Origin of the sequence: Clostridium sp. MCC344, from assembly GCF_018785365.1 — a bacterium.
Classification (GTDB): Bacteria; Bacillota; Clostridia; order Lachnospirales; family Lachnospiraceae; genus Pilosibacter.
In genome coordinates this window covers 577-20566 of the sequence record NZ_WQPQ01000080.1, presented here as the reverse complement: position 1 = coordinate 20566, position 19990 = coordinate 577, and the positions used below count along the sequence as shown (strand labels likewise).

Sequence of the window (19990 nt, the reverse complement as noted above, 5' to 3'; positions counted from 1 at the left end):
ATGGACAGCCAGATATTGTACCGGGTACAGAGAGAAGATCTGCCCCGGCTCCAGAAAATGCTGGTAGAATGTTTTGCCAGAGACCCGCTTTATGAGACTCTGATCCCGGATGCCGAGACGAGAAAGCGGCTGATGCCGGAACTTTTTGAGTGTGATCTGAACGAGTTTTATGAGACATGTGAAATTTTTGCGGACAGCCCGGAGTTAAACGGACTCCTGGTCGTCTCCGATGAGGCGGAGGAATATGATCCGGTCCGCTTTTACCTTACAGAAGCGTGGGCGTCCTTAAAGACAGATGAGTATCTGATCAAGGAGGACAAGAGCTTAAAGACGCTCTGGAACTTTATCAAGGGCCGCGACTACTTAAACTCCCATTGGACGGCCCAGCTTCACCAGGAAAACCGCTTACATATCATCTACCTTGCGGTGAGTCCGAGTGTACAGCATCACGGGGTTGCGGAAAAACTGATGGATGATGCGATCCGGTATGCCGGAGAGCACCGGATGATGATCTCGTTGGAGACGCACAATGAGAAGAATGTGGCGTTCTACGCGCATTTCGGATTTAAGGTGTTCGGGATCGTGGAGAAAGGCATGGGACTGAAGCAGTATTGCCTGGTGAGAGAAATTCAGTAACCTAAAGAGGACTTATCCGGCCATGGCGGCTCTGCGGTGCACCGGAAACGGTCAGGAAATTTCATAACAGATAAAAAATAAGGACCTCAGCGATTGGCAGCCGCTGAGGTCCTTATTTTTATGGTATATATTGAGGAATAAACTTGCCCTTATTGGCAAATTGGGCAACTATTTCATGATCGCATCACCCGATATACAGGTGATGCAGGATCAAAGATTTTGATTATCTCTGTACACGTCCGGATCCGTCGCCGCCAGCTAATTTCTTAACTTCGTCTACGGAAACCATGTTCATGTCGCCTTCGATGGAGTGCTTTAAGCAGGATGCAGCTACTGCGAACTCGATGATGCTCTGAGCATCCATGTCGCTTAAGCAAGCGTAGATCAGTCCGCCGCCGAAGCTGTCGCCGCCGCCTACACGGTCAACGATGTGCATAGCGTACTTCTTGCTGAAGTAGTAGTCCTTGCCATCGTATAACATAGCGGACCAGTTGTTGTCGTTAGCGGAGATGGACTCACGAAGCGTAATAGCAACCTTCTGGAAACCGAAACGGTCAGCAAGCTGTTTTGCAACGTCCTTGTAGCCCTCGTGGTTTACAGCGCCCTTTGTAACGTCTGTGTTGGAAGCTTTGATACCGAATACATCGGAAGCATCCTCTTCGTTTGCGATGCAGACATCAACATATTTGCAGAGCTCGCCCATAACCTCGCCTGCTTTTGCCTTTGTCCAGAGTTTGTTTCTGTAGTTTAAGTCGCAGGAAACAGTGATGCCGAGTTCTTTTGCTTTCTTACATGCTTCAAGGCAGATAGCAGCAACAGTGTCGTTTAATGCCGGTGTGATACCTGTGAAGTGGAACCAGTCAGCGCCCTCGAAGATCTTAGCCCAGTCGAAATCTTCCGGAGTTGCCTCGGAGATTGCGGAATGTGCACGGTCGTAGATAACCTTGGACGGTCTCTGGGAAGCACCCTTCTCAAGGAAGTAGATACCTACACGGTCGCCGCCGCGGGTGATAGTGGAAGTATCAACGCCGTATCTTCTTAACTCGTTTACAGCTGCCTGGCCGATCTCGTGCTTCGGAAGCTTTGTAACGAATGCTGCATCAAAACCGTAGTTTGCAAGGGAAACAGCTACGTTAGCCTCGCCGCCGCCGTATGTTGCGCCGAAGTTGTTAGCCTGAACGAAACGATAGTATCCCTCCGGAGCGAGACGGAGCATGATTTCACCAAATGTAATAACTCTCTTGGACATGAGGATTCTCCTTAAAATTAATATGATTTATAGTCATGGACCGCGCGGAGCAGGGAAAGCGGTTAGCAGAGTCCCTGGTTACGCGGTATAAATTACGATTTTTATAACGGAAGATGAAGCTTATTTCTGTACCAGATGTACTGCGAAGCCGCCGATCTCGTCTGCGAGATAGATTGCTGTCATCTTGTCGCCTTTGAACTTAGCGGACTCTTCGTTGAACTTGTAGCCCATCATCTCAAGGTAGTTCTTTGCTCTTACCACAGAGTTTGTAGCAACAGCGATGTGGCCCTTTGCGCCAAGTCCTTTGGACTTCATAGCCTCAACAGCTTTTCCTGCGAATACAGAGCTGTTGCCAACTTTCTTTGTGAATCCGAACAGACCGTCAAATGCATCAGCAGTCTTTTCAGCTTCAGCTTCGTTGTCGCAGTTGATTCCGATGTGAGCAAGCTCAAAGCCGAGCATTGTCTGAACAGCTTCCTTTGTGAGGTCGCGGATCTTATCGAACTCACCGGCAGCTACGAGGTCTTTCTTAACCATCCAGCTTCCGCCGCAAGCAAGGATCTTGTCAAATGCAAGGTAGGAGTTGATATTCTTAGCGTTGATTCCGCCTGTCGGCATGAATTTCATCTGTGTGTACGGAGCAGCCATAGCTTTGATCATGTTGATTCCGCCAGCAGCCTCAGCCGGGAAGAATTTAACAACATCAAGACCAAGGGAGATAGCCATCTCAACGTCGCTCGGGTTGGAAGTACCCGGAGTTACCGGAATTCCTTTATTTACACAGTATTTAACAACTTCCGGATTTAAGCCCGGGCTTACGATGAATTTTGCGCCTGCGTTTACTGCACGGTCAACCTGCTCTGTTGTAAGAACAGTACCAGCTCCGACTAACATCTCCGGGAACTCTTTTGCCATAATACGGATGGACTCTTCAGCAGCTGCTGTACGGAATGTAACCTCAGCGCACGGAAGACCGCCCTCGCAAAGTGCCTTTGCAAGCGGTGCTGCGTCCTTTGCATCGTCCAGAACTACAACCGGAACGATACCAATTTTCTGGATCTTCTCTAAAACTTCGTTCATGATTCCTGTCTCCTTTTGTTTTTATAAATTTAGGAAATTCAGTTTTAGTCAATAATCAAGTCATATTGAGTTTTAATACCGAGTTTCATAATGCGGAACCATGTTTCGCATTGCGGTATCATCTAAATTAGATTATACTCACGCGATTCAAATTGTCAATAGCGAAAAAGCCTAATTTTACTGGATTTTCTGAGTAAAACTGCCGAAAAACAAATCGCTTCATTTTATAATGGAAGTGTGGTAAACTATAAAAAGTAAAAAAGGCAGCTGCCTGATGGGTTTGTGTATTTAACACGCCGGCAAAAACAGCTGCGAGAGATGATGAGCAGGTTAGAAAGGAAAAAATAATAATATATGGATATACAGTTTCATAAGCTGAGCGCTGAGAATTTTGAGAAGCTCAGCAAGTATTACGGAAGACGCCACGACAATACATGCGACAGCGTGATGCTCGACAACTTCCTCTGGGCGGACTATTATCATGTCCACTTCTGCGAGAGAGACGACAGAGCAGTTCTCTGGACGATGAAGATCATGGGCAAGATGTATGCGTCTCTTCCGGTATGCGCGATCGAGGATATGTCCCACTATTTCAATGAGATCGAACGGTATTTCAATGAAAATCTTCATCTGCCGCTGGAGATCTATCTTGCGGATCAGGAAGCTGTGGACGATTTAAATCTCCCGGCTGAGCGATATTCCGTGACGGAACTCCCGGACGCGAAGGACTATCTTTACAGCGCTGAGGCGTTAAAGACACTGTCAGGAAAGGCACTCCACAAGAAGAAAAATAACCTGAACGCCTTTAAGAAGGCATATGACGGACGGTATGAATACAGGACTCTCTGCTGTTCCGACGGCTGTGAAGTATGGAAATTCCTGGACAAATGGAGAGAAGGAAAAGGACAGGAAGTCGAGGGACATCTGGATTATGAAGTGGAAGGGATCCATGAGATCCTGAGAAACTGTTCGATGTTATCGGTCCGCATGGGCGGGATCTATGTGGATGACCAGTTAGAGGCGTTCTCGATCGGAAGCTATAACAGTAAGGAAAAGATGGCGATCATTCATATTGAAAAGGCAAATCCGGAGATGCGGGGTCTTTACCAGATGATCAACCAGCAGTTCCTGATCCATGAATTCCCGGACGCGGAGATCGTAAACCGTGAGGACGATATGGGTCTTCCGGGGCTCAGACAGGCAAAGATGTCCTATGCGCCGATGGGATTTGCGAGAAAGTATCGGATTAAGCAGCTCGATTATCAGGCAGGAAGCGCGGAGTAAACTATGATACGGTATTTGGAGACAGAAGAAAAGGGAAGATGCCTGGATCTCTGGAGAGAGGCATTCCCGGAAGATTCCACGGAATTTTGTGATTATTATTTTAAGGAAAAGATGAAGGACAACCGGGTCCTTGTACGGGAGGAAAACGGTGAGATCGTGTCTATGATCCACCGGAATCCGTACCGGATCTATATGCGGGGAAATGAGGCGGTCTGTGATTACATTGTCGGTGTCTCAACGCTGGTTTCTGAGCGCCACAAGGGATATATGAGAAGTCTCATGCTGGCGATGCTGCGGGATATGCAGGAAGAGCGCATGCCGTTTACCTTTCTGATGCCTGCAAGGGAATCCCTGTACCGCCCGTATGATTTCCGGTATATTTATGATCAGCCGCGCTGGGTCCTCAAATATAATCCCCATATCCACAGGGAGCCATGTGATCTGAAGACACTTGGAGCAGATCTTGCGGAATGGCAGACAGCGTGGTTAAAGAGACAATATGAGGTCTTTGCGATCCGTGATGAGGCATATTTACAGCGGATGGAGAAAGAACTTGCCAGCGAGAACGGAACCTGCACACTGCTCTACGACGACGACTGGTTTATCGGAATGCAGAGTGAGTGGGGCTTAAAGGAGCGGGAGATGCGTTATCTCTATACCGGAGAGCACTACCGGAGTGAGGCGGGGCAGAAACCGGCGATCATGGCGAGGATCGTCTGCATGCCGGAGTTTGTGACAAATATCCACCTCTCAGAAGACTGCCCTCAGGACGAGGTGACAGTGGAGATCGGGATCAACGACCTTTTCGTTCCTCAGAATCAGGGGGCGTGGCTATGGCATCTGACGAAGTATGGTTCCAGGATGACGCAGGAATCCAGGTTTATCGCGAAAGGCAAGATGGAGGTCCTGACGATCTCGGAACTCACGGAGTGGTTGTTCGGATACCGGACGCCGGCTCAGGTAAAGAAGATCCCATATGGGGAATTTATCGAGCCGTTCCATGGAGTGTTCCTGGACGAAGTCGTGTGATACCGGACTCACGGGGGACAGGTGCGGAGTGATATCGGGCGGATATGTGAAATTGTGAACGGTTGATTGAGAATACTTTTATAATAGGAAGGAGAAGATCTGTCATGACAGAGCGGGAAACATTAAAAAAGTGGCTGGATGAGAGCAGCAACATTGTATTTTTCGGTGGGGCAGGTGTGTCCACGGAGAGCCATATTCCGGATTTCAGGAGTACAGACGGACTGTACAACCAGGAATACGATTATCCGCCGGAGACGATCCTCAGCCATTCCTTCTATATGAGAAAGCCGGAAGAATTTTACCGGTTCTACCGGAATAAGATGCTGTTCCCGAATGCGGAGCCGAACCGGGCGCACAAAGCGTTGGCAAAGCTCGAGGAGATGGGAAAGCTGAAGGCAGTCGTAACGCAGAATATCGACGGACTCCATCAGAAGGCGGGAAGCAAAGAAGTTCTGGAACTTCACGGTTCTGTCCTCAGAAATCACTGCACCCGCTGCGGAAAATTTTACGGTCTGGATGCGATCTTAAATTCCACAGGTGTGCCGAAATGTACCTGCGGAGGAACAATCAAGCCGGATGTTGTGCTCTATGAAGAGGGACTGGGTTCGGAGACGATCGAAAAGTCTGTAAATTATATCGCAAATGCGGATGTTCTGATCATCGGAGGAACTTCCCTGACTGTATATCCGGCGGCAGGACTGATCGATTATTACAGAGGACATAAGCTGATCCTGATCAACAAGTCGGTGACGCCGATGGACAGCCGCGCTGACCTTGTGATCAGCGGACCGATCGGGGAAGTGCTCGGGGATGCAGTCGGAGTCTGAGTACGGAAATCGGGGATACAAAAAATAAAGGACCTGAAAACAGGGACTGCAGGTGTTTATGATGGAATAGAAAAAGCCGGAAACATACATAAGGGATTCATACGATGAAAGGAAAAGATATGGTCCGGCAGGAGACGGGGAGGAGACAGAATGTATCAGGCAGCAGAAAATCGTTATGATTCGATGGAATATAAGTGCTGTGGAAGAAGCGGGTTAAAACTCCCGCGGATCGCGCTGGGACTGTGGCAGAATTTTGGACTGGAAAAGACGATCGCAGACCAGGAAGAGATCCTGTGCCATGCGTTTGACTGCGGGATCACACACTTTGACCTCGCGAATAACTACGGTCATCCGGCGAATGGACTTGCGGAGAAAAACTTTGGCCAGGCGTTGAAGGACTGCCTCGGTACATACCGCGATGAGCTTGTGATCTCCACAAAAGCCGGCTATGATATGTGGCCGGGCCCGTATGGCAACTGGGGATCCAGAAAGTATCTGATGGCGAGTCTTGACCAGAGCCTGAAACGCATGGGACTCGATTATGTGGATATTTTTTACCACCACAGACCGGACCTGGAGACGCCTCTTGAGGAGACAATGGGTGCGCTCAGTGATATCGTCCGCAGCGGAAAAGCACTTTATGTCGGACTTTCCAACTATAAAGAGGAAGAGACGAGAAGAGCGGTGAAGATCCTAAAGGAGAACGGAACTCCGTGTCTGATCCACCAACCACGCTACAACCTGTTGGAGCGCTGGGTGGAGGACGGACTGCTCTCCGCGCTTGATGAGAACGGCGTCGGCTGTATCTGCTTTTCCCCGCTGGCGCAGGGTGCGCTGACGGATAAATATCTGAAGGGGATCCCGGCGGACTCCCGCGCTTCGCGTGCAGGAACGACCGTCGCACAGAGATACCTTTCGGATGAACAATTAGAAAAAATCAGACAATTAAATCAATTTGCTGCAGAGCGTGGTCAGACGCTGGCGCAGATGGCAATCGCATGGATCTTACGCCGGCCGGAGGTGACGACGGTCCTGGTCGGAGCGAGCCGGGTTTCCCAGTTGGACAATAGTCTTGCGGCGTTAAAAAATACAGCTTTCTCCGAGGATGAGCTGAAGAGGATTGACGAAATTCTGGCATAGGCTGCTGGTCGTTACTTTTTCCAGTTACAGTGCGCGGACATGGAGTGCCCGTGTACTGTAACTGCTGGTCCGGGACGGAAAAAAGACAGGAGACAGAATGATGGTATATGAGGTAGGAGATATTGTAAAATTAAAGAAACCGCATCCGTGCGGCAGTCAGGAGTGGGAGATCCTGCGCGTGGGCGCGGACTTCCGCCTGAAATGCATGGGCTGCGGCCACATGGTGATGGTTACGAGACGATTGGTGGAGAAAAACACCAGAGGACTCCGGAAACCGGACGGGACGGAAGTGAAGTAAATGGAGACTGGAAGAGAAACACTAAAACAGCAGGCATACCGGATCATAAAAAATAAGATCTTATATTGCGAATATGCCCCAAATGAGGTCCTGAATGAAGAATTACTGCTTCAGGATACGGGATATAGCCGGGCGCCGATTCGAGACGCTCTGGGCCGGCTGGAACAGGAACATCTTCTGGTGATTATGCCTAAAAAGGGAATTCGCATCTCGGATGTGAATATGAATGATATCAGTTCTGTGTTTGAAATGCGATGCATGGTAGAACCATATGTGATCCGGATGTATGGAAACCGTCTGGATAAGGAAAAACTGAGGGAATATAAGAAAAAGTTCGAAACTGATATTACGCCGGAGAAAGTTATGGATGCGGCGAAAGAAAAACGATTGATCGAAATGTTTACTCTGGATGATGAATTCCATCAATATATTGTTCGGAACAGTCCTAATCCATATATGTGGATGTCGATGGAGCTGATCTATAATCAGAATACCCGTCTTCGCGTTCTTACAAGTCTTGACCTGAATCGATTGATGCAGTCAAAACCGGAACATGCGGAGATTATTGATGCTCTTCTTGAAGATCGATATGAAGATGCTGCAGATAAGATGAAAAATCATTTAAGAAAAGCAAAACAAGGATCTCTTGACACGTTTGCGTCATATGGAGACTGGCTCCGGAAGAAAGAGCAGGATCCTATCGGATTCAGACCATAAGAAATATTTTTTGAGACAAATCAGAAATAAAAGCGACTGCTGATCGGAATATACGATCGTGGTCGCTTTTTGCTTGACTGCATTTGTTTTGTGCATATCGCCAAATATGTAGACAAAAAATATGTAAATATATCAAATTGACAAATACAAAATGTGAGAGTATGATGAAATTATCTGATACATGTAACAGAAAGACGACCTGAAGGAGTTCTGACGATGAGCAAAATGGAAGATGAAATGACAGCGTTTCAGATTGATGAGCGGGATAATGTGGCAACGGCTCTGAAAGTGCTGGAACCGGGGACCGTAAGACTTCTTGGCGACAGCCGGGAAAAAAAGCTTTCAGTCAGAGAAGAGATCCCTGCGGGGCATAAGGTGGCATTGACAGATATTGCGGCTGGAGAAAATATCGTAAAATATGGGGTTGTGATCGGTCGTGCAACGAAAGATATCCGTCAGGGGACGTGGGTTCATCTGCATGTCATGTGCAGCATTTATGACCAGCGGTCCAGCCACCTTGATGTGCATACAGGAGCGCCGAAAGATACACGCTATGAATAATGGAGAACGGACATGAATCACACAGAAAATTCCTGGATGGGCTATAAGAGAAAAGACGGCAGAAAAGGGATCAGAAATCGTGTACTTGTGATCTATACAGTAAAATGTGCAGAGCATGTTGCAAGGAAAATCGTGGATGAAGTCCATCATCCGGAAGTGGAACTTTTAGGATTTGATGGTTGCACGGATAATCAGTATGCTGTAAATATGCTGATCAGTCTGATCCGTCATCCAAATGTAGGTGCGGTGCTTACGGTTGGACTCGGATGCGAATATGTTCAGCCGGAATGGCTGGAAAAGATCGCACTTCAGGAAGAGAAAATTTCATCCTGGATCCGGATCCAGGATGAAGGAGGAACGGTTCCGTCGATCAAAAAAGGAGTCGCCTGGGTTCGTGAGGCGCTGAAAGAGCTGGAGAATACTCCGAGAGTTCAGATGGCGCTGCAGGATCTGGTAATCGGAGCAGAATGCGGCGGAAGTGATTATACGAGCGGACTTGCCGGAAATGTTGTAGTCGGCCGCCTTTTTGATCAACTTGTAAAAGCCGGAGGTACCGCGATCTTTGAGGAGATCGTTGAGGCAGTCGGCCTTGACTGGCTGCTGACATCCCGTGCGGCATCTGAGACCGCGAAAGAGGAGATCCAGTATACATACGACAAGGCACTGGAGTATTGTAAATCCGTGCGCCAGTATTCGGTGAGCCCCGGAAACTTTGCCGGCGGTCTTTCGACGATCGAAGAAAAGAGTATGGGAGCGGTGATCAAAAGCGGTTCCAGTCCGATCGAGGGAGTGATCAAAGTCTCGTGCCCGCCGAAAAGACATGGCCTTTGGCTTTTGGATTCGACACCGGATCCCTATTGGATGCAGTTCGGGATCACAAATCCGAATGACTCGGAAGGTCTGATGGATCTGATCAGCTGCGGCGCTCACATTGTCTTTTTAGTTACAGGAAGAGGAAATGTTGTCGGAAGCGCAGTAAGCCCATGCATCAAGATCACGGGAAACCGGGAGACATTCCGACGAATGAATGGGGATATGGACTTTGACGCCAGTCCTGTTCTGTACGGAGAATGTACACAGGATGAACAGGCGGACCGGCTGATGGATTATGTGGTACAGGTAGCAAAGGGAAATCTATCTAAAGGTGAAGAATTGGGACATCGGGAATACTTTGTGCCATATAAGTATCAGGAAAAAGAAGTTGCATTTCGAAAATGTGAAAAGACAGAAATATAGGGGATCTGGAGGAAATCATGGCAGCTTTTACAGAACAGCAGAAATGGTATGATCTTTCCGGAAAAACAGCAGTTGTGACGGGAGGAATCACCGGTCTGGGACTTGCGATCACAAGATGTCTGGTCAGTGCCGGCGCAAAAGTGATCGCATTGAGCCGGACAGATGAGAAGAAGGGAAATGAGATCCTGAAGGAATTTGGCGGAAAAGCAGTTTTCTACCAGTTTGATATCACAGATACGGATCATGCACAGGTAATCGCAGACAGAATTCAGAAAGAACAGGGACCGGTTGATATTCTGGTGAATAATGCCGGAAATCACTGCAAGAAATATATTTGGGATATGAGCGTGGAGGACTATAAAAATGTCCTGGATGTTCATCTTGTCGGTGCATTTGCATTGACAAAGGCCTTTATCCCGCAGATGAAGGAACGGGGATGGGGAAGAATTATTTTCCAGGCCAGCATGACAAGCTATATTGGACAGCCGCAGGTATGTGGCTATTCTACTGCAAAAGCAGGATATCTTGGTCTGATCCATACCTTGACAGCGGAGGTGGCGGAATACGGGATCACAGTGAATGCGATCGCACCTGGCTGGATCGATACTCCGATGTTCCACAAAGCCGTGGACAATGATCCGCCGCGTCTCGCGAAGATCCTGGGGCGTATTCCAGCAAAAAGTGTTGGAGATCCGATGGATGTCGGTATGTGCGCAGCATTCCTTTGCAGTGATGCGGCGAGATATATTTCAGGTACATGTATTCCGGTTGACGGCGGGGCACTGATCGGATTCTAAGATGGAGGAAAAAGTACGATGAAGACAGTAAAAATGCTTGAACCCAGAAAGGTTGAGGTGCTTCAGAACGATGTTCCGGTACGTGAAAAAGGCACAGCATTACTTGAACGCAGATAAGCATTCCCCCGCTTCAAGTGCGCGGAGCACTAAGCGGTGGGTGAGTGGGATGCTTATGTCAGTGGGAGTTGAAAGCTCCCACTGACAGATCGCGAAGCGACTGCGTTCATGAGCAAGTAGCGAAGCGGATTGCGAATGTCCGCTTTACATTTTATATGGTGGAATATGTGGAAGTGATCTTGGTACTTACCGTGGAAATCTTCCGTATGTTTCCTATCCCAGAATTCCTGGACATGAATTTTCAGCCCGCGTTGTTGAGGCGGATGAAAATGAATATGGAATCAAATAGGGAATGATCGTAACAGCAAATCCTTATTTTAATAAATCGCAGATTTTTTCAGCCGCTTCGCCTGCCGTACCCGTGTTTTTAATATCAAACTTCGCATATTTGCGGTAAAGATCACGGCGAATGAGGTACATATCCTGAACTTCTTTTTTTGTATGATTCTTAAACAACGGCCGCTCCGGATGCTGTGCAAGATTGGCATAGCAGTCCTCAAATGGGCGGTCAATGTAGAAGATCATTCCGTTTTTGGCGAGAATCTCGCCATTCCGGTCAAAGGTCAGCATGCCGCCGCCGGTGGAGACGACGGATTGACCAAGTGTGCATACCCGGCGGGCGATCTCGTGTTCATAATCGCGGAAAAGTGTTTCGCCGCCTTTGGCAAAGATTTCCGGGATCGTCATCTGATAATGTTCGATCAGCATCTGGTCAGTATCGTAAAATGGAAGTGCAAGACGTTCGGAGAGCAGCTTTCCGATGGTGGTCTTTCCGCTGCTTGTAAAGCCGCATAAAATAATAGGACAGTTTCTTGCCATATCGAATCCTTTCTATAATAAGAGCATATCACTTCAGCAGATCTCATAATTTCCAAACCGCTCATGTGAAAATGCAGATTGACCGTAAAATCAGTAAAAACACATATAAAATACCATAAAAACAGAGGAAACGCAACTTATGAGTCAGCACTGCAGCAGCTATTCCGCCTTCAGAAGTGGATGATGTCCCAGAAACTGCTGAAGAGCCAGATTCCCGGACGCTTTCTTCCAGGCGGCGATGATCTCGACGACTTCCTCCTCGCCGATCAACGGAATAAAGACAAGGTTATCGGCGTTCGTCAGTTTCTGAGTGACGTAAGCCGGGATGATCGAGATCCCCTCTTCGGCGGACACCATCATGAGGATACTCTCGACGTCGTTGGACCGGAAAAAGATATCCGGGTGGTAGCCGGCTCGCTCGTACATCTCGTAAAAACGCAGATCACTGACGGAATCGCCGGTGCTGGATGGGGTCATAAACAGGAGACGTTCCCCGTGAAGCTCCGTGCGGCGCAGAGATGACCGCCCGGCAAACGGATGGCTGCCGTAGACCGCAACCATGAGCGGACTCCGCTCGATCAGCCGGTATTCGATGGAATCATTCTTTACAAGCTCGGTACTGTCCCATGTAAAAATAATATCGTATTCATCCTTCAGGAGCCCTGCGGCGAGAAGATCTGTGTTCCGCCGGTAGCAGGAGACGAGGATATTCGGATATTTATTATGGAAGAAACGCAGCGAGCTGGAAAAATTGCTCCGCTCAAACCCTTTCGTGTATCCGATGCGGAGTGTACCGACCATACCGGTAGAAACCTCCTGGATCCTGTTTACCGCCTGGTCGATCCGGTCGAGGATGGATCTGGCATCGTTCAAAAAGGCGCTTCCTGCGGGAGTCAGTGTGATCGGACGGCTTGTCCTGTCGAAGAGCGGGACGCCGAGACTGTCCTCCAGGGCATGGATCTGCTGGGTGATCGCGGTCTGCGTAATATAAAACTGATCGGCTGCTTTCGTGAAGCTGCGGCACTCGGCGGCAGCCACGAAATATCGGAGCTGGTTTGTATTCATAACGGAAACTTCCTCTCAAAAAATTCTGTATCGCCTGAAGAATATACATAAATTCCACATGTTTGATGAAAATGATCGATGATTCCTGCATAACATAAGTTTTCCTTATGATACCATACAAAAAGCGCGGTTGCAAATCCTTTTATCGGGCAGTATCATAAGGTTACTGACGTCGGGGCTGCGGATTTTGCCGATCTGGGCTGCGAAGCATCATCGGCGTCAAGAACCCCTGACGGCATAAAAGCCGACAGGAGATGGAAAAGGGGAGTTATATCATGAAACGAGAAAATTTTGGTTCGCGCCTGGGATTTTTACTGGTGAGCGCGGGCTGCGCGATCGGAATCGGAAACGTATGGCGGTTCCCGTATGTGGCGGGACAGAACGGCGGCGGAGTATTCGTCCTGTTCTATCTGCTGTTTTTGCTCTGTATGGGCGTTCCGGTCCTTACAATGGAACTTGCGGTCGGTCGTGCGGGACGAAAGAGTGCTGTCGGTGCTTACAAGGCACTTGAAAAGCCGGGAAGCCGGTGGCATGTACACGGATGGTTCTGTATGATCGGCTGTTATCTTCTGATGATGTATTACACGACGGTTTCCGGCTGGATGCTCAGCTACTTTGTAAAGTTTGCGACAGGAACTTTCACCGGAATGGATGCAGACCAGGTGGCAGGAGTATTTGGGGAAATGCTCGGCAATCCCGGCGAGATGGGTCTCTGGATGGCAGTAACGGTCATTGCCGGATTCTTTATCTGCAGCAGGGGACTTCAGAACGGACTTGAAAAGATCACAAAATGGATGATGGCAGCTCTGCTCGTCCTGATCCTTGTGCTGGCCGGACACAGCCTGATCCTTCCGGGAGCGAAAGAAGGACTCAGCTTCTACCTTCTTCCGGATATTAAGCGTGCGGCGGACGTCGGACTCGGCTCCGTGATCATGGGCGCCATGAACCAGTCATTCTTTACATTGAGTCTTGGCATCGCGGCGATGGAGATCTTTGGAAGTTATATGTCCGAGGACCACACACTTGCGGGCGAAGCGGTCCGGATCTGCGGTCTCGACACGCTGGTAGCACTTTCCGCCGGACTCATTATCTTCCCGGCCTGCTTTTCATTCGGGGTACAGCCGGATGCCGGTCCGCAGCTGATCTTCATCACTCTGCCGAATGTGTTTGCCAACATGGCAGGCGGACGGATATGGGGAATGCTGTTCTTCTTATTCATGTCGGCGGCGAGCTTTTCCACAGTCATTGCTGTGTTTGAGAACCTGCTCTCCAGCTGCATGGACAACTTTGGATGGAGCAGAAAGAAAGCTTCTATATTAAATTGTATTTTTGTATTGATCGCAAGCCTGCCTTGCGTACTCGGATATAATGTGTGGAGCAGTCTGCACATTATCGGTGCGAGAGATGTCCTGGACTCTGAGGATTTCCTGGTCAGCAACCTGCTCCTTCCGCTGGGATCTCTGGTCTATCTCCTGTTCTGCGTGAGCAAGTGGGGCTGGGGATACGATAAGTATCTTGCGGAAGCAAACCATGGAACGGGACTTAAGATGCCGGAAGCGAAGTGGGTAAAGATCTATTTCCGCTATATTCTCCCGGTCCTGATCCTGGTGATCCTGATCCAGGGACTGGCGTAAGACTTAACAATTTAATGTGATATACGCATAAAAACTTTAAAGTGGAAAAGTTTTTATATTGATTCTGAAAAAACAGTGTGTTATAATGAGCGCAAAAGAAAAATAAGCAGCTGCTTGGCAGAGCTTCATTTTTCTTTTGCCATTAACAAACAAAAAGCCTGTAAATTCAGGCAGTGAGTGCGTCAGCACGGGGTTATGAGTTTGATGGCGGAAGCAAAAACTAAAAAAGAGGAGAGTACCACAATGAAAAAAATGATCGCACTGGGCATGGCAGCAGCTATGATGTGCATGTCCCTGACTGCATGCAGCGTCTCAACATCTTCCAAGACTGAGACAACCGCAGCAGCAGAAACAACAGCAGCAGACACAACCACAGAGGCAGCGAAAAACGCAGAGAGCACCGCAGAGGCAGCCGGCGATCTCGTTGCAACTGCTGATTATCCGACAAAGCCGATCACAATGATCATCCCTTACGGCGCAGGCGGAACAACCGATACATGGGGCAGAAAGCTGGCAGTTCTGCTTGAGAAGTATTTAGGACAGCCGATCACGGTTACCAACCAGGGCGGTGCATCCGGATCCATCGGCAGCCAGTTCGTAAAAGAGCAGCCGTCCGACGGTTACACACTTCTTGTTTGTGCAGAGACAATGGGAACCTACAGAACCATGAACATCTGCGACCTTGGATATGATGACTTCACCGTTATCTCCCCGTTAGTCGGCGATCCGAAGGTTCTCGTAGTTGGCAAAGATTCCAAGTACAACACACTGGAAGAGCTTCTTGACGATATCAAGGCAAACCCGGGCAAGATCACAATGTCCCACTCCGGTCCTGGAGGAAGCGGACACAACCAGGGTCTCGTATTAAAGGAGCTCGGCTATGAAGTAGCAATGACAAGCTTTGATTCCGGTAATGACGCACTTCTCGGAGTTATCGGCGGACAGGTTGACTTTACAAACCCGAACATCTCCACACTTGGCGGCTATATCGAGAGCGGCGACGTAAAACCGTTAGCAGTATTCTCTGACAAGAGAATGGACGCTTACCCGGATATCCCGGCATTCACAGAGACAGTTCCGGAAGCTGAGAAGTACTTAAATATCCCGTACACACTTCTTTCCTTCGTTGTAAACAACGATACTCCGCAGGAGGTTGTCGACGTATTAAAGGCAGCATCCCAGAAAGTATTTGCTGATCCGGAGTGGACAGAGTTCGTAGAGCAGAATGCAGCTGATCCGGTATATAAAGAGTATACAGATGACGCTTCCATCCAGGCATTCTACGACAACTGGAAATCTGTTATCTGCTGGTTACAGTATGACAACGGTGTTGCTGAAAAGAGTCCGGAAGAGTTCGGCATCAAGAGAATTGGAGAATAATCAATGAAGAATAAAATTCATTCGCTGATCGTCGAAGGAATTGTATTTTGCGGGAGCGGCCTTGTGCTGCTCTCGTATTCTCTTTCATCCTACGCAAAGGGATTTAACAAGAGCTGGGCGCAGTCCCCGTATCTGTTTCCGCTCATCGTGGCGCTTGCCATGATCGGTCTGTCCTTATGGATCGTCGGAGAGGGAGTTACGGCAATGAAAAAAGAAGCCGCGGTTCCGAATGACAAGAAGGTGTCAAAAGAAGAAAAAACAGAAAAGCGGCGCTGGGTCGTGATCGCGCTGATCCTCTGTGTGCTCTACTATGCAGCACTTGCTTTTATAAAAGTTCCGTATGTGACCATCGGAATTTTATCTTTTGCGTACACATTTTCAACATTTGAAGTTGTGACCATCGTGTTCCTGATCGCCATGATGATCTTCATGGGCGTCAGAAAGATCCCGGTCCTCGTATTTGTACCGATCGGAACTACATTATTTTTAAGCCTTGCATTCCGCACATTCTTACATGTGCTTCTGCCATAGAAAGGAGAAAGGGAAAATGTTACAGATGTTATCCGTGGTCGATCCGCGGTTTATCCTCATGGTTCTCCTTGGTTCTGTGGCTGGTCTGTTTGTAGGCGCGATCCCGGGACTTTCCGTGTCCATGGCGACAGCGCTTCTTGTATCCATTACTTATACCTGGGAACATTCAGACGCCCTTGCGATGATCATGGGCGTATATGTAGTCGGAGTATTCTCCGGCGCGGTATCGGCGATCCTGATCAACATTCCGGGCGCTCCGTCCTCCGTTGTAACAACGCTTGACGGATATCCGATGTCGAAAAAAGGGCAGTCCTACAAAGCACTGTTTACCGCAACGATCTATTCCTTCATCGGAAGCTTATTTGGACTTCTGGCACTCGGACTTCTCGCAGAGCCGGTCTCCAGAGTTGCGATCAAATTTACAAAAATGGACTATTTCCTGTTAGCTCTGTTCGGACTTGCGACGGTCGGATCCGTCAGCACGAAGAACTACGCGAAGGGCCTGATCAGTGTTATGATCGGTCTCGTGATCAGCATGATCGGACTTGACCCGTTAATGGGAACAAAACGTCTGACCTTCGGGATCCAGAACCTTACCGGCGGCGTCAGCACGGTACCGGCACTCGTCGGCTTCTTTGGATTCGCGGAAGTTCTCTCTGTTGTATACAACATGAAGCAGGAGCAGAACGTCCTTGCAATGGAAAAGACGAAAGTCAGCTTGAAAGAGATCTTAAAGAGCTGGAAACTTTCCTTATATACATCGACGATCGGTCTTTTAGTCGGAGCTCTTCCGGGAGCCGGCGGACCGGTGGCATCCTTTATCGCCTATAATGAGGCAAAACGCCTCGTGAAAGATCCGGAGGTTCCGTTCGGAGAAGGCGCGGTCGAAGGAATCGTGGCGAGTGAGTCCTCCAACAACGCCTGCATCGGCGGTGCGCTGATCCCGATGCTGACACTTGCGGTTCCGGGCGATGCGGTCACGGCGATCATTCTTTCTGTATTCTATGTCCATGGTTTACAGCCGGGTCCGTTATTTATCACCCAGAACAAAGAATCCTTCTACTCGATCGTAGTAGCGGGAATCATCGCGTGCTTTGCGCTTTTACTGTTAGGACTGATTGTTGCCCCGAGGATCTGTAAGGTCATTACGATCCCGAAGAATATCATGATCCCGGTGGTAACGAGCCTCTGTGTGATCGGTTCCTTCGCGTGCAACAACCGTCTGTTTGATGTGGGACTCATGTTCTTCTTCGGACTGATGGGATTCGTGATGCGCCGGTTCGATTATCCGGTTGCCCCGCTGATCCTTGCGATGGTACTCGGAAAGATGATGGATTCCAATTTCCGTCAGGCCGTGTCCCTGGCATCGTCCTCCGACAACCCGTTTATGGCGATGTTCGGACATCCGATCACGATCGTGCTTTCGATCTGTACATTATTCGTCCTGCTTGGAAATATTCCGTGGACGAAGCCGTATATCGATAAAGTAAAAGGCATCTTTTCAAGAAAAACGGCGTAATTTCAGATAAAACTTCTGAAAAACAGGCCGGATCACCAAATTTCGACCGGCGCAGGATCTCTCACCGGTGTGAAAGATGGTAAGGAATGAAAAAAGTATAAAAAGAGCAGGAAATCAGGCAAAAAGTGCTTGCATTTCCTGCTTTTTTTTGCTAAGATTATTACCTGTGACATGTAAAAAATCCTTGCTCCTGATACTGAAAATCGGGGGCCGGAAGACCAGAAGGAGGTTTATGAAACTATGAACAAATACGAGTTAGCAGTTGTTCTTAGCGCAAAACTTGAAGATGACGAAAGAGCAGCCGCACTTGAAAAGGTGAAAGGCTATATCACACGTTTCGGCGGCAATGTCGTTGATGTGGACGAATGGGGCAAGAAGAGACTTGCATATGAGATCCAGAAGAGCAAAGAGGGATTCTACTACTTCATCCACTTTGAGGGCGAGGCAAACTGCCCGAACGAGGTAGAGGCTCATATCCGTATTATGGAGCCGGTTGTCCGTTATCTTTGCGTAAGACAGGACGCTTAATAAAGAAAGAGTGAGAATATGAACAGAGTTATCCTTATGGGTAGATTAACCAGAGACCCGGAAGTACGCTATTCCCAGGGCGAGCGCTCTATGGCGATCGCAAGATATACACTTGCAGTTGACAGAAGAGGCAGAAGAAACCAGGACGGCGATCAGGGCCAGACGGCCGATTTTATCAACATCGTAGCTTTTGACCGCGCAGGTGAGTTCGCGGAGAAATATTTCCGCCAGGGCATGCGTGTACTGGTTTCCGGAAGAATCCAGACCGGAAGCTATGTAAATAAGGATGGCCAGAAGGTCTATACAACGGATATCATTGTAGATGACCAGGAATTCGCTGACAGTAAGGGTCAGGGCGGCGACAACAGCAGCTTTGGCGGCGGAAACAGCTATGGCGGCGGTAATCGCGGCGGCTACCAGCAGGCAACAAGACCTGCTCCGTCCAGTGCGATCGGCGATGGATTTATGAATATTCCGGATGGAGTCGAGGACGAAGGACTTCCATTCAACTAAACGAATCAGTCTTCGGAAAAGCGGTGCCTTACTCCTAAGGTGTTGTGAGTGGACTGGTATAACGAAACTAACAGGAGGTAATTTAAAATGGCATTCAATAAAGGTGACAAGTCCGATTCTTCCAGAGTAAGAAGAGGCGGCATGCATAGAAGAAAAAAAGTTTGCGTATTCTGCGGCGATAAGAACGGCGAGATCGATTACAAGGACGTAAACAAGTTAAAGAGATACGTATCTGAGAGAGGAAAAATCCTTCCGAGAAGAATCACTGGCAACTGCGCAAAGCACCAGAGAGCTTTAACAGTAGCTATCAAGAGAGCACGTCATATCGCTCTTATGCCGTACACATGTGAATAATTCCTTAGAATAAGGATTTTCACTGATAAAGTAAGGTTTTATCTAATTAATTTGAAGCATCATTCGAGGATTCCATATGAGAGATCATGTGGGATCCTTTTTTGCGCAGCAGGGAATTTTCTGTTACACAAAAAGGCGCTAAATGCCAATGATGCACGTTCGCGTGAAGATCAGGTTCACCAGATGGAGCTATGATTGATATTGACATTAAATCGAAACAAGAAAAAGAAATTTGTTTTTTCTGAAAGCAGGGAAAATATAAGGAACTGCATGAAACTTGCTTTTAAGGATAATTAAGGATATTTATGTCTGAAAATTGACTTTTTTGCTGACGCCATTTATACTACGTAGAGGAAAAGTCAAAAAAAGAAACAGCAATGTGGAAGGGCAGTACACTATTCGAGAAGTCATTGAAAGGTCCAGGACATTATTCTGGACCTTTTTTTAGCCTTCTGAGGAAGTCTTATGGAGAAACAGTACACGGCTATGCTGTTCCCACATTGGTTTGCGGTTCGTGAAAAGGTGTCGAAAGGGGTGACTATAAACTCTCTTGACTTAAGCCACAATTTGAAGCTGAAGAACTTATCAATTACTTCAACACCGAATTTAAAGCATCTTGATGTGAGTATGCTTACTGAATTGAACGCGGGTGGGATGTCGATTAATCTTTTTGAGT

The 19990-nt window shown here is 48.2% G+C and carries 23 protein-coding genes; 19 read left to right on the top strand and 4 right to left on the bottom strand.

All coding sequences use genetic code 11. The features are described from left to right. On the top strand, positions 1-636 hold the full coding sequence (locus tag GPK90_RS16585; protein ID WP_117468983.1) for a GNAT family N-acetyltransferase: 636 nt from the start codon (positions 1-3) through the stop codon (positions 634-636). A gap of 223 nt (positions 637-859) precedes the next feature. Here the strand turns inward: GPK90_RS16585 and GPK90_RS16580 are convergent, their stop codons facing one another. Then, positions 860-1885 (bottom strand): sugar kinase, encoded by a 1026-nt coding sequence (locus GPK90_RS16580; RefSeq protein ID WP_021905128.1) that lies wholly within the window; start codon positions 1883-1885, stop codon positions 860-862. Positions 1886-2005: 120 nt separating this feature from the next. Continuing rightward, a complete protein-coding gene (locus GPK90_RS16575) occupies positions 2006-2965 on the bottom strand; it encodes a bifunctional 4-hydroxy-2-oxoglutarate aldolase/2-dehydro-3-deoxy-phosphogluconate aldolase (protein WP_118531547.1) in 960 nt (319 codons plus the stop codon). A gap of 354 nt (positions 2966-3319) precedes the next feature. On the opposite strand from GPK90_RS16575, the gene GPK90_RS16570 reads away from it, so the two are divergent. The 10 genes from GPK90_RS16570 (at position 3320) to GPK90_RS16525 (ending at position 11260) form a co-directional block, all read left to right on the top strand. Continuing rightward, entirely contained in the window at positions 3320-4249 is a 930-nt protein-coding gene (locus GPK90_RS16570) for a DUF2156 domain-containing protein (RefSeq protein WP_118531549.1), read from the top strand. A gap of 3 nt (positions 4250-4252) precedes the next feature. Continuing rightward, positions 4253-5278 carry a GNAT family N-acetyltransferase gene (locus GPK90_RS16565; RefSeq protein ID WP_118531551.1) on the top strand — a complete coding sequence of 342 codons (1026 nt, stop codon included), beginning with the start codon at positions 4253-4255 and terminating at the stop codon, positions 5276-5278. A 104-nt stretch (positions 5279-5382) separates the two neighbouring features. Further along, the gene (locus GPK90_RS16560; RefSeq protein WP_118531553.1) at positions 5383-6105 is read left to right on the top strand and encodes an NAD-dependent protein deacylase; all 723 of its coding nucleotides are present in this window, start codon (positions 5383-5385) and stop codon (positions 6103-6105) included. Positions 6106-6255: 150 nt separating this feature from the next. Further along, positions 6256-7245 (top strand): L-glyceraldehyde 3-phosphate reductase, encoded by a 990-nt coding sequence (mgrA, locus tag GPK90_RS16555; protein ID WP_215703478.1) that lies wholly within the window; start codon positions 6256-6258, stop codon positions 7243-7245. 100 nt (positions 7246-7345) lie between these two features. Then, entirely contained in the window at positions 7346-7543 is a 198-nt protein-coding gene (locus tag GPK90_RS16550; RefSeq protein ID WP_015552966.1) for a DUF951 domain-containing protein, read from the top strand. Next, positions 7544-8260 carry a GntR family transcriptional regulator gene (locus tag GPK90_RS16545; protein ID WP_118297323.1) on the top strand — a complete coding sequence of 239 codons (717 nt, stop codon included), beginning with the start codon at positions 7544-7546 and terminating at the stop codon, positions 8258-8260. Between the two features lie 216 nt (positions 8261-8476). After that, complete coding sequence (locus GPK90_RS16540) at positions 8477-8821, top strand: UxaA family hydrolase (RefSeq protein ID WP_346011286.1); 345 nt, start codon at positions 8477-8479, stop codon at positions 8819-8821. Between the two features lie 12 nt (positions 8822-8833). Beyond that, positions 8834-10057 (top strand): UxaA family hydrolase, encoded by a 1224-nt coding sequence (locus GPK90_RS16535; RefSeq protein ID WP_215703477.1) that lies wholly within the window; start codon positions 8834-8836, stop codon positions 10055-10057. A gap of 17 nt (positions 10058-10074) precedes the next feature. After that, positions 10075-10854 (top strand): SDR family NAD(P)-dependent oxidoreductase, encoded by a 780-nt coding sequence (locus GPK90_RS16530; RefSeq protein WP_118531559.1) that lies wholly within the window; start codon positions 10075-10077, stop codon positions 10852-10854. Positions 10855-11119: 265 nt separating this feature from the next. Continuing rightward, entirely contained in the window at positions 11120-11260 is a 141-nt protein-coding gene (locus GPK90_RS16525; protein ID WP_118531615.1) for an alcohol dehydrogenase catalytic domain-containing protein, read from the top strand. 23 nt (positions 11261-11283) lie between these two features. Here GPK90_RS16525 and GPK90_RS16520 read toward each other — a convergent pair whose 3' ends face one another. Continuing rightward, positions 11284-11790, bottom strand: coding sequence for a shikimate kinase (locus GPK90_RS16520; RefSeq protein WP_118531561.1), 507 nt, complete (start codon positions 11788-11790; stop codon positions 11284-11286). A 159-nt stretch (positions 11791-11949) separates the two neighbouring features. After that, positions 11950-12855, bottom strand: coding sequence for a LysR family transcriptional regulator (locus GPK90_RS16515; RefSeq protein WP_118531563.1), 906 nt, complete (start codon positions 12853-12855; stop codon positions 11950-11952). A gap of 275 nt (positions 12856-13130) precedes the next feature. Here GPK90_RS16515 and GPK90_RS16510 point away from each other — a divergent pair, with 275 nt between their 5' ends. From GPK90_RS16510 to GPK90_RS16475, 8 genes are all read left to right on the top strand, one after another. Further along, entirely contained in the window at positions 13131-14489 is a 1359-nt protein-coding gene (locus GPK90_RS16510) for a sodium-dependent transporter (protein WP_118531565.1), read from the top strand. A 243-nt stretch (positions 14490-14732) separates the two neighbouring features. Then, positions 14733-15869 (top strand): Bug family tripartite tricarboxylate transporter substrate binding protein, encoded by a 1137-nt coding sequence (locus tag GPK90_RS16505; protein WP_118531567.1) that lies wholly within the window; start codon positions 14733-14735, stop codon positions 15867-15869. 3 nt (positions 15870-15872) lie between these two features. Continuing rightward, entirely contained in the window at positions 15873-16400 is a 528-nt protein-coding gene (locus GPK90_RS16500) for a tripartite tricarboxylate transporter TctB family protein (RefSeq protein WP_118531569.1), read from the top strand. 16 nt (positions 16401-16416) lie between these two features. After that, entirely contained in the window at positions 16417-17919 is a 1503-nt protein-coding gene (locus GPK90_RS16495) for a tripartite tricarboxylate transporter permease (protein ID WP_118531571.1), read from the top strand. A 240-nt stretch (positions 17920-18159) separates the two neighbouring features. Then, positions 18160-18447: a 30S ribosomal protein S6 gene (gene rpsF / locus GPK90_RS16490; RefSeq protein WP_117551872.1), complete on the top strand. Its 288-nt coding sequence runs from the start codon at positions 18160-18162 to the stop codon at positions 18445-18447. Positions 18448-18465: 18 nt separating this feature from the next. After that, the gene (locus GPK90_RS16485; RefSeq protein ID WP_117567660.1) at positions 18466-18960 is read left to right on the top strand and encodes a single-stranded DNA-binding protein; all 495 of its coding nucleotides are present in this window, start codon (positions 18466-18468) and stop codon (positions 18958-18960) included. Positions 18961-19047: 87 nt separating this feature from the next. Next, positions 19048-19314 carry a 30S ribosomal protein S18 gene (gene rpsR / locus GPK90_RS16480; protein WP_015552975.1) on the top strand — a complete coding sequence of 89 codons (267 nt, stop codon included), beginning with the start codon at positions 19048-19050 and terminating at the stop codon, positions 19312-19314. A gap of 465 nt (positions 19315-19779) precedes the next feature. Then, a partial coding sequence (locus GPK90_RS16475) for a hypothetical protein (protein WP_215703476.1) occupies positions 19780-19990 on the top strand: 211 nt, incomplete at its 3' end.

Coding starts and splice junctions, on each gene's coding strand:
- GPK90_RS16585 (WP_117468983.1), top strand. CDS start 1: ATGGACAGCCAGATATTGTACCGGGTACAGAGAGAAGATCTGCCCCGG.
- GPK90_RS16580 (WP_021905128.1), bottom strand. CDS start 1,885: ATGTCCAAGAGAGTTATTACATTTGGTGAAATCATGCTCCGTCTCGCT.
- GPK90_RS16575 (WP_118531547.1), bottom strand. CDS start 2,965: ATGAACGAAGTTTTAGAGAAGATCCAGAAAATTGGTATCGTTCCGGTT.
- GPK90_RS16570 (WP_118531549.1), top strand. CDS start 3,320: ATGGATATACAGTTTCATAAGCTGAGCGCTGAGAATTTTGAGAAGCTC.
- GPK90_RS16565 (WP_118531551.1), top strand. CDS start 4,253: ATGATACGGTATTTGGAGACAGAAGAAAAGGGAAGATGCCTGGATCTC.
- GPK90_RS16560 (WP_118531553.1), top strand. CDS start 5,383: ATGACAGAGCGGGAAACATTAAAAAAGTGGCTGGATGAGAGCAGCAAC.
- mgrA (WP_215703478.1), top strand. CDS start 6,256: ATGTATCAGGCAGCAGAAAATCGTTATGATTCGATGGAATATAAGTGC.
- GPK90_RS16550 (WP_015552966.1), top strand. CDS start 7,346: ATGGTATATGAGGTAGGAGATATTGTAAAATTAAAGAAACCGCATCCG.
- GPK90_RS16545 (WP_118297323.1), top strand. CDS start 7,544: ATGGAGACTGGAAGAGAAACACTAAAACAGCAGGCATACCGGATCATA.
- GPK90_RS16540 (WP_346011286.1), top strand. CDS start 8,477: ATGAGCAAAATGGAAGATGAAATGACAGCGTTTCAGATTGATGAGCGG.
- GPK90_RS16535 (WP_215703477.1), top strand. CDS start 8,834: ATGAATCACACAGAAAATTCCTGGATGGGCTATAAGAGAAAAGACGGC.
- GPK90_RS16530 (WP_118531559.1), top strand. CDS start 10,075: ATGGCAGCTTTTACAGAACAGCAGAAATGGTATGATCTTTCCGGAAAA.
- GPK90_RS16520 (WP_118531561.1), bottom strand. CDS start 11,790: ATGGCAAGAAACTGTCCTATTATTTTATGCGGCTTTACAAGCAGCGGA.
- GPK90_RS16515 (WP_118531563.1), bottom strand. CDS start 12,855: ATGAATACAAACCAGCTCCGATATTTCGTGGCTGCCGCCGAGTGCCGC.
- GPK90_RS16510 (WP_118531565.1), top strand. CDS start 13,131: ATGAAACGAGAAAATTTTGGTTCGCGCCTGGGATTTTTACTGGTGAGC.
- GPK90_RS16505 (WP_118531567.1), top strand. CDS start 14,733: ATGAAAAAAATGATCGCACTGGGCATGGCAGCAGCTATGATGTGCATG.
- GPK90_RS16500 (WP_118531569.1), top strand. CDS start 15,873: ATGAAGAATAAAATTCATTCGCTGATCGTCGAAGGAATTGTATTTTGC.
- GPK90_RS16495 (WP_118531571.1), top strand. CDS start 16,417: ATGTTACAGATGTTATCCGTGGTCGATCCGCGGTTTATCCTCATGGTT.
- rpsF (WP_117551872.1), top strand. CDS start 18,160: ATGAACAAATACGAGTTAGCAGTTGTTCTTAGCGCAAAACTTGAAGAT.
- GPK90_RS16485 (WP_117567660.1), top strand. CDS start 18,466: ATGAACAGAGTTATCCTTATGGGTAGATTAACCAGAGACCCGGAAGTA.
- rpsR (WP_015552975.1), top strand. CDS start 19,048: ATGGCATTCAATAAAGGTGACAAGTCCGATTCTTCCAGAGTAAGAAGA.